This window comes from Pseudomonas sp. BE134 (genome assembly GCF_031456105.1).
In the GTDB taxonomy this organism is placed as follows: Bacteria; Pseudomonadota; Gammaproteobacteria; order Pseudomonadales; family Pseudomonadaceae; genus Aquipseudomonas.
Genome location: NZ_JAVDUA010000044.1, coordinates 1 through 17329, shown reverse-complemented (window position 1 = coordinate 17329; position 17329 = coordinate 1). Strand labels below are relative to the sequence as shown.

Here is a 17329-nt window from a genome sequence, read left to right as displayed (position 1 = left end):
TCTCGATATGGACCCGGTCTGTGCCGGAACACTGCAAATGCTAGGCTTGTGGAGAAATTTCGGCCAATGCTGTTAAACACTGGCCTATGCATATTCGGCATAATGTCGGTGTGACGCCGTGTCTGCGGCGAGCGTGCGACCTAAATTGGTGCGTGTCCGGGAGGACGTGATGAATCTGGAAAGTAAATGGCTTGAGGACTTCAGCGCCCTGGCCGCCACCCGTAGCTTCTCCCAGGCTGCGGAACGACGCTTCGTGACGCAGCCGGCCTTCAGCCGACGTATCCGTAGCCTTGAAGCCGCGCTGGGCCTGCAACTGGTCAATCGCTCGCGCACGCCGGTCGAGCTGACAGCGGCGGGGCAATTGTTTCTGGTGACAGCGCGAACCGTGGTCGAACAGCTGGGTGAAGTGCTGCGCCATCTACATCACCTGGAAGGCGGGCAGGGCGAAGTGATGCAAGTCGCCGCCGCTCACTCATTGGCACTGGGTTTCTTTCCGCGCTGGATTGCGCAATTGCGCAATGAAGGCCTGAATATTGCGACGCGTTTGGTGGCCACCAACGTCGGCGACGCAGTGCATGCCTTGCGCGAGGGCGGTTGTGATTTGATGTTGGCGTTTTACGATCCCGATGCTGCGCTGCAGATGGACCCGGAAATCTTTCCGTCCCTGCACTTGGGCCACACCGAGATGCTGCCGGTTTGCGCCGCTGATGCCGACGGAAAACCGTTGTTCGATCTGGAGGGCGAAGCCAGCGTGCCGTTGCTCGCCTACAGCGCCGGCGCGTTTCTCGGACGCTCGGTGAACATGCTGCTGCGTCAGCGTGCGCTGCGCTTTACCACCATTTACGAAACCGCCATGGCCGACAGCCTGAAAAGCATGGCGCTGGAGGGTTTGGGCATTGCCTGGGTGCCACAACTGAGCGTGCGTGCCGAACTGGCTCGCGGCGAACTGGTGGTCTGTGGCGGCCCGCAATGGCATGTGCCGCTGGAGATTCGGCTGTACCGCTGCGCGCTGGTGCGCAAGGCCAACGTGCGGTTGCTGTGGCGCAAACTTGAAGGCGGCGCCGCGCAAGGCACTTGAACACACCGCCTTCGCGAGCGGGCTCGCTCCCACAAGGGATTTGTGGTGTAGTTGGCTGACTCGCAAGTCAATAAAACCGGGACTTTGCGCCGTATGACAGATGGTCGCTACGGGGGCTGTTTATCTGTGTCATTACGGTATACTGCGCGGCCTTCGGCCGGTTCGCCCGGCCATAATTCGTACAATCAAGCCACGCATCCTGCGTGGCTTGTTGTTTTTTGACGCGCCTGCGGGCGCCCAGAGAGAAGAGGCACGACGATGAGTGCACTGGTTGGCGTGATCATGGGCTCCAAGTCCGATTGGTCCACCCTTAGCCACACCGCCGATATGCTGGAAAAGCTCGGCATCCCTTACGAGGTGAAAGTGGTCTCTGCCCACCGCACCCCGGACCTGCTGTTCCAGTACGCCGAAGAGGCTGAGGCCCGTGGCATCGAGGTGATTATCGCCGGTGCCGGTGGCGCGGCCCACTTGCCTGGCATGTGTGCGGCCAAGACCCATCTGCCGGTGCTGGGCGTGCCGGTGCAATCGGCGATGCTTTCCGGCGTCGATTCGCTGCTGTCCATCGTGCAGATGCCGGCTGGCATCCCGGTTGCGACCCTGGCCATCGGCAAGGCTGGCGCGATCAACGCCGCGTTGCTGTCGGCGAGCATCCTGGGCGCCAAGCACCCGCAGTTCCATGACGTGCTGAAAACGTTCCGCGCTGAGCAGACAGACAGCGTGCTGGACAATCCAGACCCACGCATCGCCTGAGGTTGTTGACGATGAAGATCGGTGTAATCGGTGGCGGCCAGTTGGGTCGCATGTTGGCGCTGGCGGGCACCCCGCTGGGTATGAGTTTCGCTTTCCTGGACCCCGCGCCGGATGCTTGCGCAGCCGCATTGGGCGAACACCTGCGTGCCGATTACGGCGATCAGGACCATCTGCGTCAACTGGCCGATGAAGTCGATCTGGTGACCTTCGAGTTCGAAAGCGTCCCGGCCGAAACCGTGGCGTTTCTGTCGCAGTTCGTTCCGGTTTACCCGAGCGCCGAAGCCCTGCGCATCGCTCGTGATCGCTGGTTCGAGAAGAGCATGTTCAAGGACCTGGAAATTCCAACTCCGGCGTTCGCCGACATTCAGTCGCAAGCCGACCTGGATGCTGCAGTGGCCTCCATCGGTCTGCCGGCCGTGTTGAAAACCCGCACCCTGGGTTACGACGGCAAGGGCCAGAAAGTCCTGCGTAAACCGGAAGACGTGGTCGGCACTTTCGCCGAGCTCGGCAGCGTCGCCTGCCTGCTGGAAGGCTTCGTGCCGTTCACTGGCGAAGTGTCGTTGATCGCCGTGCGTGCTCGTGATGGTGAAACGAAGTTCTATCCGCTGGTCCACAACACTCACGACAGCGGCATCCTCAAGTTGTCCGTGGCCAGCACTGATCACCCGCTGCAAGCCTTGGCTGAAGACTATTCCAGCCGCGTGCTCAAGCAGCTGAATTATGTCGGCGTCATGGCGTTCGAGTTCTTTGAAGTCGACGGTGGCCTCAAGGCCAACGAAATCGCCCCGCGTGTGCACAACTCCGGGCACTGGACCACCGAAGGCGCCGAGTGCAGCCAGTTCGAAAACCACCTGCGGGCCGTTGCCGGTTTGCCGTTGGGTTCGACGGCCAAGGTCGGCGAAAGCGCGATGCTCAACTTCATCGGCGTTGTACCGCCGGTTGAGAAGGTGATCGCGATTGCCGATTGCCATGTGCACCACTACGGCAAGGCGTTCAAGGCCGGTCGCAAGGTCGGTCACGCCAACCTGCGCTGCGCCGACAAGGCCACGCTGGAGCAGCAGATCCTCAAGGTCGAAGCGCTCATTGCCGAATAGTTTCATGTGGCAGCGGCGGAACCATTCAGGTGCCGCCGTTCTCTGATGGCAGGATGCAGAAGTCTGACTAGGCTTTCGCTAGGACACAGCCAACCATTCAGAGGGAAATGCCATGGGAATTATCGGAACCATCTTTATCGGCTTGATCGTCGGCCTGCTGGCTCGGTTCCTGAAACCGGGCGATGACAATATGGGCTGGATCATGACCATCCTGCTCGGTATCGGCGGTTCGCTGGCAGCCACTTACGGCGGCCAGGCTCTGGGCATTTACCATGCGGGCGAAGGCGCGGGCTTTATCGGCGCGCTGGTCGGTGCCGTGGTGTTGCTGGTGATCTACGGCCTGATCAAAAAGAATTGATCCAAAGCGACAAAGCCCCCTCTGCGCCTCACGCGGGGAGGGCTAGAATGCTCGGCGATTTATCGCCCCTCCTTTACCGAGCACCTCAATGCGCCGTCTCCTGTTGACTCTCCTTTTACTGGGCAGTGGTTTGGCCCATGCCGGCGAACTGCCGGAAACCGACTGGCTCGAACTGATGCCCAAGTCGGACCAGAAAGCCCTGGAAGCCATGCCCGAAATCGACCACAACACGCCCGAAGGCGATGGCACGTTTACCGCCAAGGGTGGCATGAAGCAGAGCAAGGGCTTGCCGGCGGTGATGTACTCGACCAAAACCGTGCCCTCGATGAACGACAAGAACATCCGTATCGGTGGGTATCCGGTGCCGCTGGAGTCCGATGCGAAGGGCCGCAGCACGCTGTTCTTCCTTGTGCCTTATCCGGGCGCCTGCATCCACGTACCGCCACCGCCGCCCAATCAACTGGTGCTGGTGCGCTATCCGAAGGGGTTGAAGCTGGATGATATCTACACGCCGCTGTGGGTGACTGGCACGCTGAAGATCGAGAAGGTCAACAACGACCTGGCCGACGCGGCGTATGCGCTGGATGCGGCGAAAGTGCGGGTGGTGCAGGAGTCTGATCTGTAACGCGCCAGTCAGGCTGGCACAGATCAAAATGTGGGAGCGAGCCTGCTCGCGATGGCGGTGTAACAGCCAACATTGATGTTGGATGTTATGGCCTAATCGCGAGCAGGCTCGCTCCCACATTGGTTTTGTAGTGTTAGAGAGATTTGCTGGCGATGCTGACGCCCAAGGTATGGCTCGCACCTGGCGCCAGTGTCACCACGTCATCCATCACATTCGCCGTCTCGATGCACAACATCCGCTGCCAGCCATCGTCCGCCAAATCGCTGAACGCCGCCGCACGCTCGATCCACGGGTTCCAGATGACCGCCGTGCGCGATCCGCTGCTGGTCAGCTCGATGCGCCGTTCCCACGCCGGATCGATGATGCTCAGCCTTGTCGGCGTATTGAGGTAGATGCGGTCGGTCTCGCCAGCAAAGCGCAGATCACCGGACTGAATGACGGTCTTCCAGTCATCCAGTGTCTCGATGTAGTTCAAGCCATCCAGCCCTTCAACGTGCACATTGCGCACATCGCTGACCGCGAAATAGCTGTGCAGTGCCTGGCTGAGGGTGACGGTGTCCGGGCCTTGGTTATGACTGGTCAGGCTGATATGCAGTTGCTCATCCAGACGAATGCTCAGCTTCAAGTCCACCTGATGCGGCCAGCCCGGAAAACCACCTTCGGGGTAGGGCAGGATGAACTCCACCTTCAGGCTTTCGCCCTCGGTTTCGATGCCGCCCAGCTCCCAATCCATCGCCCGGACAAAACCATGGGCGCTTGCCGCTTCGTCGCTGACACGCATCGCCTGAACGCTCTGCGGATTGCGAGCCAGATTGCCGAACCACGGCCAGCACACCGGCACGCCAGCGCGGATGCTCTTGCCGGCCTTGAACACCGCCTCGTCGTTGAGCCAGATCAGCGGCGCTTGGCCGGCCAATTGATAACTGAGGATGTGCGCACCTTGCTGGGCGACCAGCAATTCGGCCTGACCGTGGCGGATACGCCAGCAGTTCAGTTCATCCAGTTTCACGGCTTCAACGTTGGGCGTGTGCATGGGGCAACTCTCGATCGGGAACAATGACTGCAATGGACCGTAAATCAGCCGCAGCGTTTAACGCGCGCGGGGTGGAACCGAGCGAGTACGGCCGCTGCCGTCGATGGCGACGAACACAAACACCGCTTCAGTCACTTTACGCCACTCGCTGGACAGCGGATCGTCGCTCCAGACTTCAACCATCATCTTGATTGAGCTGCGGCCGATTTCCAGCGCTTGGGTATAAAAGGAGAGCTGTGCACCAACCGCGACAGGCACCAGGAAAGCCATGCGGTCAATCGCAACGGTGGCAACGCGCCCGCCAGCGACCTTGCTGGCCATGGCGGTGCCGGCCAAATCCATCTGCGCCACCAGCCAGCCGCCGAAAATATCGCCGAAGCCGTTGGTTTCGCGAGGGAGCGCGGTGATTTGCAGGGCCAGATCGCCTTGCGGGATTGGATCTTCTTGTTCGAGCTCTATCATGCCGGGGGTGCCTCTGACCCGTGACTCTTCATTGGTACTTCAGGTGAATAGCCGCTTTCAAGAAAAACGATTCAGCCCGAACATACTACGTTCGTCACGTTTCTCGTAAGGCGCCTAAAGGGAAACTCTGCGAAATCGACTGGTAGAGCCAGCAGCGTCTTCGCACAGCAACCCTTTCAAACTGCTGCAATATCGCGAGTATATCGGTCGGTAGACTCCGAGACGACCGTCCGGTTCTCATTTTGACCGTCAAAAACGCACCTCTATGTGCTTTTTCGAACAATTTGCTATCGTGCCGGACCTGCCCAAGCCTCCGCCAGCGTTGTTGGGGTTGCAGATCCGCCTATAAGAGAAGCCCTTGCCATGACCACAGCGCCCTCGAGCATCGCGCAGCCGACCCAACCCGCACGTCCGTTGACCCGCAGCGATTACAAGACTTTATCGCTGTCTGCCCTGGGCGGCGCGCTGGAGTTCTACGACTTCATCATCTTCGTGTTCTTCGCCACGGTGGTGGGAAAACTGTTCTTCCCGGCGGATATGCCCGAGTGGCTACGTCTCATGCAGACCTTCGGCATTTTCGCCGCCGGTTACCTGGCCCGGCCGTTGGGTGGCATCGTCATGGCGCACTTCGGTGACCTGCTGGGGCGCAAGAAGATGTTCACCCTGAGCATTTTCATGATGGCAGTACCGACCCTGATCATGGGTTTGCTGCCGACCTATGCGCAGATCGGCATGTGGGCGCCGATTCTGTTGCTGCTGATGCGGGTGATTCAGGGCGCGGCGATTGGCGGTGAAGTGCCAGGCGCGTGGGTCTTCGTTTCCGAACACGTCCCGCAACGGCATATCGGCTACGCCTGCGGCACCCTGACCAGCGGACTGACGGCGGGCATCTTGTTGGGCTCGCTTGTGGCCACGGCGATCAACAGTCTTTATACCCCGGTGGAAGTGTCCGATTACGCCTGGCGGATCCCGTTCCTGCTGGGCGGTGTGTTCGGTCTGTTCTCGGTCTACCTGCGCCGCTGGCTGCACGAAACCCCGGTGTTCGCCGAACTGCAACTGCGCAAAGCCCTGGCCGAAGAAGTGCCGCTGCGCGCCGTATTGCGCGACCATCGCGGGGCGATCCTGATTTCCATGCTGCTGACCTGGCTGCTGTCCGCCGGCATCATCGTCGTCATCCTGATGACCCCGACCGTGTTGCAGACCGTTTACCACTTCGCGCCGACCACCGCGTTGCAGGCCAACAGCGTGGCGATCGTATTCCTGAGCCTTGGGTGCGTGGCGTCCGGTGCTTTGGCTGACCGCTTTGGTGCGGGTCGAGTGTTTGTGTTTGGCAGTGCCGCGTTGCTGCTGAGTTCCTGGACGTTCTATCACAGCCTGTTCAATCACCCGGACTGGCTGTTTCCGATGTACGCCCTGACCGGTTTGCTGGTGGGCACTATCGGCGCGGTGCCGTACGTGATGGTCAAAGCCTTCCCGGCGGTGGTGCGCTTTAGCGGGCTGTCGTTCTCCTACAACCTGGCCTACGCGATTTTCGGTGGTTTGACGCCGATGGTGGTGACGCTGCTGCTGAAGGAGAGCCCGATGGGGCCTGCCTATTATGTGGCGATCATTTGCGGGGTCGGGATTGTGGTGGGTGGGTATCTTTGGAAGAAGGGGCGTTAAGCCCGATTCTTCATCACTGATCGTTCCCACGCTCCGCGTGGGAATGCATCCCCTGACGCTCCGCGTCACATTTCAAAGCTGACGCAGAGCGTCCATGGCGGCATTCCCACGCAGAGCGTGGGAACGATCTGTTGCCGAATACTGGCCCTTCATCCAATTGTCATATTTCAGCCATAGAGTGTTCACACGGCCTGCTGATACTTGGCCCCGACTTAACACACCCTATCTGCTAGGAGTAAGGCATGAAACTGAAGCGTTTGATGGCGGCAATGACTTTTGTCGCTGCTGGCGTTGCGACTGCCAACGCGTTCGCCGCTGTTGACCCTGCTATCCCGAGCTACACCAAGACCACTGGTGTGTCGGGCAACCTGTCCAGCGTCGGCTCCGATACCCTGGCTAACCTCATGACTCTCTGGGCTGAGAACTACAAAAAAGAATACCCGAACGTCAACATCCAGATTCAGGCCGCCGGCTCCGCCACCGCGCCACCTGCGCTGACTGAAGGCACCTCTAACCTGGGCCCGATGAGCCGCAAGATGAAGGACACCGAACTGGCTGCCTTCGAGCAGAAGTACGGCTACAAGCCAACCGCTATCCCGGTTGCCGTGGATGCCCTGGCTGTCTTCGTACACAAAGACAACCCGATCCAGCACCTGACCATGGAACAAGTCGACGCGATCTTCTCGTCCACTCGTCTGTGCGGCGCTAAAACCGACGTGAAAACCTGGGGCGACCTGGGTGTGACCGGTGATCTGGCCAACAAGCCGGTTCAACTGTTCGGTCGTAACTCGGTGTCCGGCACCTACGGCTACTTCAAAGAAGAAGCCCTGTGCAAAGGCGACTACAAGCCAAACGTGAACGAACAACCTGGTTCGGCTTCGGTCGTGCAGTCGATCAGCTCCTCGCTGAACGGCATCGGTTACTCGGGCATCGGCTACAAAACCGCTAGCGTGAAGACAGTGGCTCTGGCCAAGAAAGGCAGCACTGACTTCATCGAAGACACCGAAGAAAACGCACTGAACGGCAAATACCCGCTGTCGCGTTTCCTCTACGTCTATGTCAACAAAGCCCCGAACAAGCCTCTGGCCCCGCTGGAAGCCGAGTTCGTGAAACTGATTCTGTCCAAACAGGGTCAGGAAGTTGTTGTGAAAGACGGCTACATCCCGCTGCCGGCCAAAGTTGCTGCCAAAGCACTGGCTGACCTGGGTCTGCAGGAAGGCGGCCCTGAAGTCGCAAAAAAGTAAAACCCTGAGTCCGGGGTAAACCCGGACTCTGTAGCAGCTGTCGAGTGAAACGAGGCTGCGATCTTTTGATCTGGCCTCTAACCGCAAGATCAAAAGATCGCAGCCTCGGTTCCCTCGACAGCTCCTACAACCCCCAATTTTCCGGTCTGCTGCCAGTCCCCGCTGGCGGTGGATTTGTTGCGTCACTGCATTGTCATCTTTCTGTCATACAGGATCGCTAGGGTGTGCGCATGAATGATCTGGCCAATTCCACCATGACTACGAATCCCCCCAAGCGAATTGATTTCAATACGCCTGAGTTGCAACGCAAGCGCCGCATCCGCGCGCTCAAAGATCGTCTGACTCGCTGGTACGTCCTCGTGGGCGGCCTCGCCGTTCTCGGCGCGATCACGCTGATCTTCTTCTTCCTTGGCTATGTCGTTGCCCCCCTGTTCCAGGGCGCCGACCTGACCTCCAAAGACGCCATCTCGCCCGCCTGGATGCAAGACGCCGGCAAGCCGATGATGATTTCCCTCGAAGAACAGAACCAGGTCGCCATGCGGGTTTCCGACAAGGGCCAGGCGCTGTTCTTTGACATCGACAGTGGCGCTGAACTCAAGCGCGTCGACCTGCCTGTTCCGGCCGGCACCCGCGTGACCTCCATCGGCGAAGACCAACCGGGCCAACCATTGGTCGCGGTCGGCTTGTCCAACGGTCAGGCCCTGGTGTTCCGTCACACCTATAAAGTCAGCTACCCGGAAGGGAAGAAAACCATCTCGCCGGCCATCGAATACCCGTATGGCGAAACCCCGATCGTGCTGAACGAGGCGGGCGGTGCGCTGGAACATGTCAGCCTCAACGCCAACGATTCGACATTGATGCTGGTCGGTTCCACCGGTTCGCAACTCAATGTTTTGTCGCTGACCAGCGAAGAAAACATGATGACTGGCGAAGTCACTAACGAGCAGAAACGTATCGATCTGCCGCAGATGACCGAGCCGGTGAAGAACATCTTCGTCGACCCGCGTCAGCAGTGGCTGTACGTGATTAATGGTCGTGCTCAGGCCGACGTGTTCAGCCTGCGCGACAAGAGCCTCAACGGCCGCTACAAACTGCTCGAAAACGGCGATGCCGAGATCACTGCCAGCACCCAATTGGTGGGCGGTATCTCGCTGATCCTCGGTGACTCCAAAGGTGGTCTGGCCCAGTGGTTCATGGCGCGCGACCCCGATGGCGAGCAGCGCCTGAAGCAGATTCGCACCTTCCAGATGGGCACTACGCCGATTATCGAAATCAGCGCTGAAGAGCGTCGCAAAGGCTTCGTCGCCCTCGATGCATCCGGCAAGCTCGGCGTGTTCCACAGTACCGCTCACCGCACCTTGCTGGTGGATCAGGTCGTGGAAGGCCAAGGCATTTTCGGCATGTCGCCTCGCGCCAACCGCATCATCGTTGAAGCGGACGGCAAGCTTCAGCCGCTGCTGCTGGACAACCCGCACCCGGAAGTGTCGTGGAGCGCGTTGTGGAGCAAGGTCTGGTACGAAAACTACGACGAGCCTAAATACGTCTGGCAATCGACTGCTGCCAACACCGACTTCGAACCGAAGATGAGCCTGTCTCCGTTGACCTTCGGTACCTTGAAAGCCGCGTTCTACGCCATGCTGTTGGCTGCACCGCTGGCCGTCGCTGCTGCGATCTACACCGCGTACTTCATGGCGCCGAGCTTGCGCCGCAAGGTGAAGCCGGTGATCGAACTGATGGAAGCGATGCCGACGGTGATCCTCGGCTTCTTCGCCGGCCTGTTCCTCGCACCGTATGTGGAAGGACATTTGCCGGGCATCTTCAGCCTGCTGATGCTCCTGCCGATCGGCATTCTGGTGGCCGGCTTCGTCTTCAGTCGCCTGCCTGAGTCGATCCGCCTGAAAGTGCCGGACGGCTGGGAAAGCGCGATCCTGATCCCGGTGATTCTGTTCGTGGGCTGGCTCTCGCTGTACATGAGCCCGTACATGGAAACCTGGTTCTTCGGCGGCGACATGCGCATGTGGATCTCCCACGACCTGGGCATCACCTACGACCAGCGCAACGCTCTGGTGGTTGGTTTGGCCATGGGTTTTGCGGTTATCCCGAACATCTACTCCATCGCCGAAGACGCCGTGTTCAGCGTGCCACGCGGTTTGACCCTCGGCTCTCTGGCTCTGGGCGCCACGCCGTGGCAGACCATGACGCGGGTGGTGATCCTCACCGCCAGCCCGGGCATTTTCTCGGCGCTGATGATCGGCATGGGCCGTGCGGTCGGTGAAACCATGATCGTGTTGATGGCCACCGGTAACACCCCGGTCATGGAAATGAACCTGTTCGAAGGCTTGCGCACACTGGCGGCCAACGTCGCGGTGGAAATGCCCGAATCGGAAGTCGGCGGCAGCCACTACCGCGTGCTGTTCCTCTCGGCGCTGGTGCTGCTGTTGTTCACCTTCGTCATGAACACCCTCGCGGAACTGATTCGTCAGCGTCTGCGCAAGAAATATTCGTCGCTTTAAGAAAGGTAGAAGTCTGTGAAACAGAACTCCCTGAAAGGATGGTTCAAGAGCGGCGCCCCCGGCGTCTGGATCAGCGGTGGCGCGGTGTCCATCGCGGTCATCATGACCATTGGCCTGCTGGCCGTGATTGCCGTGCGCGGTCTGGGTCACTTCTGGCCGGCGGATTTGATTCACGCCAGCTACGACGTACCGGGCCAGGCCAATCACCTGGTCATCGGTGAAGTGGTACAAAAAGAAGAAGTACCGCGTGAGCGCCTGAAGAGCGCAGGCCTGCCGGTGCCCGATCAGGGCCCGGAGTTCATGACGCGTGAGCTGATCAAGGTCGGCAACCGTGACTTGAACGGCAATGACTTCACCTGGATCGTCGGCGAGTGGCTGACCAACCAAAAGACGCCGCCTGAGTTGATGGCCGTCGAGCGTCGCGAGTGGGGCAACTTCTACGGTTACCTGGTCAACGTCAAACAGGACGGCAAAGTCATCGCTGAAGGCGAAGCGGCCTGGCCGGAACTGCAGGCGCGTGTTGATCGTGTGAACAAGCTTGCGGCACAGCTCAAGACCCTGGAAAAGGCCGACATCGGCGCGATCAACGCGGGTCTGGAACGCATTCGTCTGCACGGCCGCAAACTGGAACTGGCCGGGCAACTCGACGCCGCTGCGCAGGCAGACATGGATGCCGAGCGCGCTGAGCTGAATGCGCGCTATCAAGACATCGAAGCCCGTCTGAATGACTTGCACACCCAGTTCAACCGCGACAGCCTCACGGCCCGCGATGCGAACGGCAAAGAAGTCGAAATCAGCATTGGCAAAGTGGTTCACGCCTACCAGCCGAACGCTATGGGCACGATGACCAAGATCGGCTTCTACTTCAGCAAGGTCTGGGAATTCCTCAGCGATGACCCGCGTGAAGCGAACACCGAAGGCGGGATCTTCCCGGCTATTTTCGGCACCGTGATGATGACGCTGATCATGGCGATGATCGTGACGCCATTCGGCGTACTGGCGGCGGTCTACCTGCGTGAATACGCCAAGCAGAACGCGTTGACCCGGATTATCCGGATTGCCGTGAACAACCTGGCAGGCGTACCGGCCATCGTTTACGGCGTGTTCGGTCTGGGTTTCTTCGTCTATGTACTGGGTGGCTCGGTTGACCGCTTGTTCTTCCCTGAAGCATTGCCGGCACCGACCTTCGGTACACCGGGTCTGCTCTGGGCTTCGTTGACCCTGGCATTGCTGGCAGTACCGGTGGTGATCGTGGCCACCGAAGAAGGCCTGGCGCGGATTCCTCGCACCGTGCGTGAAGGCTCGTTGGCCCTCGGCGCCACCAAGGCTGAGACCTTGTGGAAGATTGTGCTGCCGATGGCCAGCCCGGCGATGATGACCGGCATGATCCTCGCCGTGGCACGCGCCGCCGGTGAAGTAGCGCCGCTGATGTTGGTCGGCGTGGTGAAACTGGCACCGTCGCTGCCGCTGGACGGCAACTACCCGTACCTTCACCTCGATCAGAAGATCATGCACCTAGGCTTCCATATTTATGACGTCGGCTTCCAGAGCCCGAACGTCGAAGCCGCACGGCCGCTGGTGTACGCCACGGCGCTGCTGCTGGTGCTGGTGATCGCCACGCTCAACCTGTCGGCCGTCTACATTCGCAACCACCTGCGCGAGAAATACAAAGCGCTGGATAGCTAAAGCCATTAGCCACAAGCGGCAAGCTACAAGCCGCTTTTGCTCAAAACTTGCAGCTTGCAGCCAGAAGCTTGCAGCTACGAACGGAGTGAGACCCATGCAGCACGAAACACATACCCACGGCATCAACATGTCGGCACTGGGTCGCGACAAACAGAGCCTGAGTCTTGAGCAGGAAACCGTGGCCATTGAAGTGCCGGGCCTGAGCCTGTTCTATGGCGATAAACAAGCGCTGTACGACGTCAGCATGAACATCCCGAAACAGCGCGTGACCGCCTTCATCGGCCCGTCCGGCTGCGGCAAGTCCACGTTGCTGCGTACCTTCAACCGCATGAATGACCTGGTTGATGGCTGCCGTGTCGAAGGCGCGATCAACCTCTACGGCAACAACATCTACCGTAAGGGCGAAGACGTGGCCGAGCTGCGTCGTCGCGTGGGCATGGTGTTCCAGAAGCCGAACCCGTTCCCGAAAACCATTTATGAAAACGTCGTGTACGGCCTGCGGATCCAGGGCATCAACAAGAAGCGCATTCTCGACGAAGCGGTTGAGTGGGCGTTGAAAGGCGCGGCACTGTGGGACGAAGTCAAAGACCGTCTGCACGAGTCGGCACTCGGCCTGTCCGGTGGTCAGCAACAACGTCTGGTGATCGCACGCACCATCGCCGTGGAACCGGAAGTGCTGCTGCTCGACGAACCGTGCTCGGCACTCGACCCGATCTCGACGCTGAAAGTCGAAGAGCTGATCTACGAGCTGAAATCGAAGTTCACGATCGTCATCGTGACCCACAACATGCAACAGGCCGCGCGGGTTTCCGACTACACGGCATTCATGTACATGGGCAAGCTCGTGGAATTCGGCGACACCGACACCCTGTTCACCAATCCGGCGAAGAAGCAGACCGAAGACTACATCACGGGGCGGTATGGCTAGCCGTACAGCTGCAAGCCGCAAGCTTCAAGCGGCAAGTTAAAGCGGTTCAGCGTAACGACACAAATTGGCTTGCAGCTTGTAGCTTGCAGCTCACAGCTTTTGCGGAGCAGACACAATGATTTCTAAGGAAGGCCTTACCCACCACATTTCCGCGCAGTTCAATGCCGAACTGGAGGAAGTGCGCAGCCACCTCCTGGCCATGGGCGGGCTGGTGGAAAAACAGGTCAACGACGCGGTGACCGCGCTGATTGAAGCTGACTCCGGTCTGGCCCAACAGGTTCGCGAGATCGACGACCAGATCAATCAGATGGAACGCAACATCGACGAAGAGTGCCTGCGTATTCTGGCTCGTCGTCAGCCGGCGGCTTCTGACTTGCGTCTGATCATCAGCATCTCCAAGTCGGTGATCGACCTGGAACGCATCGGTGACGAAGCGACCAAGATTGCCCGCCGCGCCATCCAGCTGTGTGAAGAAGGCGAAGCGCCGCGCGGTTACGTCGAGGTTCGTCACATCGGCGACCAGGTGCGCAACATGGTGCGCGATGCACTGGATGCGTTTGCCCGCTTCGACGCCGACCTGGCGCTGTCGGTGGCGCAGTACGACAAGATCATCGACCGCGAATACAAGACCGCCCTGCGTGAGCTGGCGACCTACATGATGGAAGACCCACGCTCTATCTCGCGGGTTTTGAGCATCATCTGGGTGCTGCGTTCGCTGGAGCGGATTGGCGACCACGCGCGCAATATCTCGGAACTGGTGATTTACCTGGTGCGCGGCACCGACGTGCGTCACCTGGGCCTCAAACGCATGAAAGAAGAAGTTGAAGGAACAAGCAGCGAAATCGCTAATGTTCCGGGCAAAGCTGACGATAAGTAAGACTGCCCAAGAAAAACGCCCGGTCCTTTGGCCGGGCGTTTTTGTATGTGGCTTTCGACGTTAGAAGCAGCACCCGCGAACGAAAAGTCCCGGCGTGACTGAGGTTTTTGGGGCCATCAGCAAAACGGTAGGCTTGCCGGGATTTTTTCGAGGGACAGTGGATGAGCAAGATCAGCGTGTTGGTGGTGGACGATGCAGCGTTCATTCGTGACCTGGTAAAAAAATGCCTGCGTAACTTCTTCCCGGGCATCCGCACGGAAGACGCCATCAACGGCAAGAAGGCTCAGGCCTTGCTGGCCAGGGAAGCGTTCGACCTGGTGCTGTGCGACTGGGAAATGCCGGAGATGTCTGGCCTGGAACTGCTGACCTGGTGCCGCGAGCAAGACCACCTCAAGACCATGCCCTTCGTGATGGTGACCAGCCGTGGCGACAAAGAAAACGTGGTGCAGGCGATTCAGGCTGGCGTTTCCGGCTATGTCAGCAAACCCTTCACCAACGAACAGCTGCTGACCAAGGTCAAACAGGCGCTGAACAAGGTGGGCAAACTGGACGCCCTGATGAGTGGTACGGCGCCCAAAATGAACTCGGCCTTCGGCGGCGATACCCTGAGTGCATTGACTGGCGGCAAACCTGTTGTGGTCGCCCCCGCTCCAGCCGCCGCACCGTCTCGTGGCCTGCTCAATAGCCCACCGGTCAGGGCAGCGACCGCCGCACCTGCCAGCGGTCGTGGTCAAGGCCAGTTGCGCTTGCCGAGCGGCATCCAGCAATGTGTGATCAAGTCCTTGAGCATCAAGGAAGCGCTTCTGGTCGTTAAGCGCACCGACCTGCTACCGCAAATACTCGACAGTGCCGTGCTCGACCTGGAACAGGGCGAGAACGCTGAAACCGCTCGTCTGAACGGTTATCTGCATGCGGTTGTTGCCCACGAGCCGAAACCCGACAGCGACTGGTTGCAACTAACCTTCCGCTTTGTGGACCAGGATGCGCAGAAACTCGACTATATATCCCGCCTGATTGCCCGGGGTACGGCGCAGAAACACTTCATTCCTGGCGCGTAACCGTCGTCGCCTGACAGCCATCGTCGGATCGGGGCCTGGAGTCGACGATGGCGCTTTCTTCCGTACATCTGTTTGTTCCATTTCAACCTTGAGTTATATCCGTTCTGATATAACCTTGAGCGACAAGACCTCTTGGCTATGCCTTGAAACAACATCGGTCTCCCCCAATAGCCTTCGTCGATTACGCTTTTCCTGTCAGTAAACGGAGAAGTCGATGCCAAGGCACAAGGATGTGGTGTTTGTCGGGAATGCACTCAAGGATCTGAAGTCATTTCCTCTCGATGCGCGAAGGGCTGCGGGTTTTCAATTGGACCTTTTGCAACAAGGCGCCGAACCCTTTGACTGGAGGCCCATGAAAACGGTGGGAAGAGGTGTTAACGAAATCAGAATCACCGAAGAGTCAGGGGCGTTTCGAGTTTTTTATGTGGTCAATCGTCCTGAAGCCATTTATGTGCTGCATGCATTGCATAAAACCACCCGGAAAACCGAAACGCGGGATATCGAACTGGCACGTGCCAGATTTCAGGAAATAGGTTAAGCCATGATGGATCATCACGATCAAACCCAGCGTTTCACCAGTGTCTGGGATGCGCTGGAAGATTCGCCACAAGAAGCGGCGAACATGCGTCTGCGTTCAAAACTGATGGTGGAGTTGTGCAAGACCATTCGCGGATGGGAGCTTTCACAGAAAGATGCATCGAAGCGGCTGAACATTACTCAGCCGCGACTCAACGATGTGCTCAATGGCAAGATCGATAAGTTCTCTCTGGATGCGCTGGTGAATTTGTCTGCTTCGGCACAGTTGGATGTTGATATTTGTTTCCCTCAGGCCGGCCATTTTCAAATGGCGTGACCAGGCGGGTGAGCCCCATTTTGAAACATCTGCCGAATACCCCGGTCCATTGCTGCTGCTAGGCTCAATTCAAGGCCTTATTCGACAGAACCCTGCTCATGTTCACGCGACTGCTGTTTTTCTGTGGCCTGTTCATGGCCGCCACCTCCGCTATGGCCCTGACGGTCTACAAGTCCACCGACGCCAATGGCGTGGTCTCCTACAGTGACCGCCCCACCAAAGGCTCAGAGGTGTTCGTTTTTCGTGATCGCATGGATGAGCACCTTGAGCGTCAGGTGTACCTGGTTTTCATGAAAAAGGACGGCGTGCACAGCGTGTACGTGCGCAACAACCTGTATGCGCCGGTAGAGATCAATTTGAGTTTTGCCGGATTAAAGAACGTCAGCGGCGCCGGTCGACCGATTCACAAGGTTTTGCCGGCACGCAGCAGCATTCGTGTAGCAGTTCTTACCGCAACTCAGGCCGGAAGGCCGCTGGTGTATACCCCAAGGTTCAAGTACGCCTTGGGCAGCCCCTCAGGGTCCGCCTTGGCCTATCGATACCCGCTGCCCTGGCGTGGCGGTCCGTTTCGCATCAGTCAGGGTGCCAATGGTGAGTACAGCCATTTCGGAGCCAAGAGTCGCTACGCGATGGACATCGCCATGCCCGAAGGCACACCGATCATCGCCGCGCGTGGCGGGGTGGTGGTGAAGACCGAGAGCGGGCAGACCGGACGCGGTACTAACCCGTCGGGCAATTTCGTGCGGGTACTGCACAATGACGGGACCATGGGCGTGTATTTACACCTCAAGCAAGGTTCAGTCAGGGTTCGAGAGGGGCAGCGGGTGGTGGTGGGCAGTGCGTTGGCGCTGTCGGGTAATACCGGCAACAGCACCGGGCCGCACCTGCATTTCGTAGTGCAACGCAATACGGGATTGGGGTTGGTGTCGATTCCGTACCAGTTCAAACAACCGGTAGGGGTGTTGCCCAACTTTGTGTTGGGCAAGCAGTGATGGGTTGCCTGACCTGACGCTATCGCGAGCAGGCTCGCTTGTATGTTTAGACTTGAAGGGGTGGGCGGGACTAAAAGCTCGATTCCGACTCTAGCCAGTACGGACCGTGGGAGACT

At 59.0% G+C, this 17329-nt stretch carries 17 protein-coding genes; 15 read left to right on the top strand and 2 right to left on the bottom strand.

The features are described 5' to 3' along the window. Positions 1-169 precede the first annotated feature (169 nt). The 5 genes from J2Y56_RS26850 (at position 170) to J2Y56_RS26830 (ending at position 3905) form a co-directional block, all read left to right on the top strand. Positions 170-1078 carry a LysR substrate-binding domain-containing protein gene (locus tag J2Y56_RS26850; protein WP_007942710.1) on the top strand — a complete coding sequence of 303 codons (909 nt, stop codon included), beginning with the start codon at positions 170-172 and terminating at the stop codon, positions 1076-1078. A 258-nt stretch (positions 1079-1336) separates the two neighbouring features. Beyond that, positions 1337-1828, top strand: a complete 492-nt coding sequence (purE, locus tag J2Y56_RS26845; protein WP_007942709.1) for a 5-(carboxyamino)imidazole ribonucleotide mutase — start codon at positions 1337-1339, stop codon at positions 1826-1828. An 11-nt stretch (positions 1829-1839) separates the two neighbouring features. Continuing rightward, the gene (locus J2Y56_RS26840; RefSeq protein ID WP_007942708.1) at positions 1840-2922 is read left to right on the top strand and encodes a 5-(carboxyamino)imidazole ribonucleotide synthase; all 1083 of its coding nucleotides are present in this window, start codon (positions 1840-1842) and stop codon (positions 2920-2922) included. Positions 2923-3034: 112 nt separating this feature from the next. Next, a complete protein-coding gene (locus tag J2Y56_RS26835) occupies positions 3035-3280 on the top strand; it encodes a GlsB/YeaQ/YmgE family stress response membrane protein (protein WP_007942707.1) in 246 nt (81 codons plus the stop codon). Positions 3281-3368: 88 nt separating this feature from the next. After that, positions 3369-3905 carry a DUF3299 domain-containing protein gene (locus J2Y56_RS26830; protein ID WP_310353749.1) on the top strand — a complete coding sequence of 179 codons (537 nt, stop codon included), beginning with the start codon at positions 3369-3371 and terminating at the stop codon, positions 3903-3905. Between the two features lie 133 nt (positions 3906-4038). On the opposite strand, the gene J2Y56_RS26825 is transcribed toward J2Y56_RS26830, so the two are convergent. Continuing rightward, positions 4039-4938, bottom strand: coding sequence for a D-hexose-6-phosphate mutarotase (locus J2Y56_RS26825; RefSeq protein ID WP_310353747.1), 900 nt, complete (start codon positions 4936-4938; stop codon positions 4039-4041). A gap of 57 nt (positions 4939-4995) precedes the next feature. Then, complete coding sequence (locus J2Y56_RS26820; RefSeq protein ID WP_007942704.1) at positions 4996-5400, bottom strand: acyl-CoA thioesterase; 405 nt, start codon at positions 5398-5400, stop codon at positions 4996-4998. A gap of 363 nt (positions 5401-5763) precedes the next feature. On the opposite strand from J2Y56_RS26820, the gene J2Y56_RS26815 reads away from it, so the two are divergent. The 10 genes from J2Y56_RS26815 (at position 5764) to J2Y56_RS26770 (ending at position 17213) form a co-directional block, all read left to right on the top strand. Beyond that, positions 5764-7062, top strand: a complete 1299-nt coding sequence (locus J2Y56_RS26815; RefSeq protein ID WP_007942703.1) for an MFS transporter — start codon at positions 5764-5766, stop codon at positions 7060-7062. A 242-nt stretch (positions 7063-7304) separates the two neighbouring features. Further along, entirely contained in the window at positions 7305-8306 is a 1002-nt protein-coding gene (locus tag J2Y56_RS26810; protein WP_007942702.1) for a phosphate ABC transporter substrate-binding protein PstS, read from the top strand. Between the two features lie 230 nt (positions 8307-8536). Beyond that, entirely contained in the window at positions 8537-10819 is a 2283-nt protein-coding gene (locus tag J2Y56_RS26805) for an ABC transporter permease subunit (protein WP_007942701.1), read from the top strand. A gap of 15 nt (positions 10820-10834) precedes the next feature. Then, on the top strand, positions 10835-12505 hold the full coding sequence (gene pstA / locus J2Y56_RS26800) for a phosphate ABC transporter permease PstA (RefSeq protein WP_310353745.1): 1671 nt from the start codon (positions 10835-10837) through the stop codon (positions 12503-12505). Between the two features lie 94 nt (positions 12506-12599). Then, a complete protein-coding gene (pstB, locus tag J2Y56_RS26795) occupies positions 12600-13433 on the top strand; it encodes a phosphate ABC transporter ATP-binding protein PstB (RefSeq protein WP_007942698.1) in 834 nt (277 codons plus the stop codon). Between the two features lie 115 nt (positions 13434-13548). Beyond that, on the top strand, positions 13549-14310 hold the full coding sequence (gene phoU / locus J2Y56_RS26790) for a phosphate signaling complex protein PhoU (RefSeq protein WP_007942697.1): 762 nt from the start codon (positions 13549-13551) through the stop codon (positions 14308-14310). A 161-nt stretch (positions 14311-14471) separates the two neighbouring features. Next, complete coding sequence (locus tag J2Y56_RS26785; protein WP_150779628.1) at positions 14472-15368, top strand: response regulator; 897 nt, start codon at positions 14472-14474, stop codon at positions 15366-15368. A gap of 214 nt (positions 15369-15582) precedes the next feature. Then, a complete protein-coding gene (locus tag J2Y56_RS26780; RefSeq protein WP_007942694.1) occupies positions 15583-15906 on the top strand; it encodes a type II toxin-antitoxin system RelE/ParE family toxin in 324 nt (107 codons plus the stop codon). A 3-nt stretch (positions 15907-15909) separates the two neighbouring features. After that, positions 15910-16221, top strand: coding sequence for a helix-turn-helix domain-containing protein (locus J2Y56_RS26775; RefSeq protein WP_007942692.1), 312 nt, complete (start codon positions 15910-15912; stop codon positions 16219-16221). 98 nt (positions 16222-16319) lie between these two features. Then, a complete protein-coding gene (locus J2Y56_RS26770) occupies positions 16320-17213 on the top strand; it encodes a peptidoglycan DD-metalloendopeptidase family protein (RefSeq protein WP_310353740.1) in 894 nt (297 codons plus the stop codon). Positions 17214-17329 lie beyond the last annotated feature (116 nt).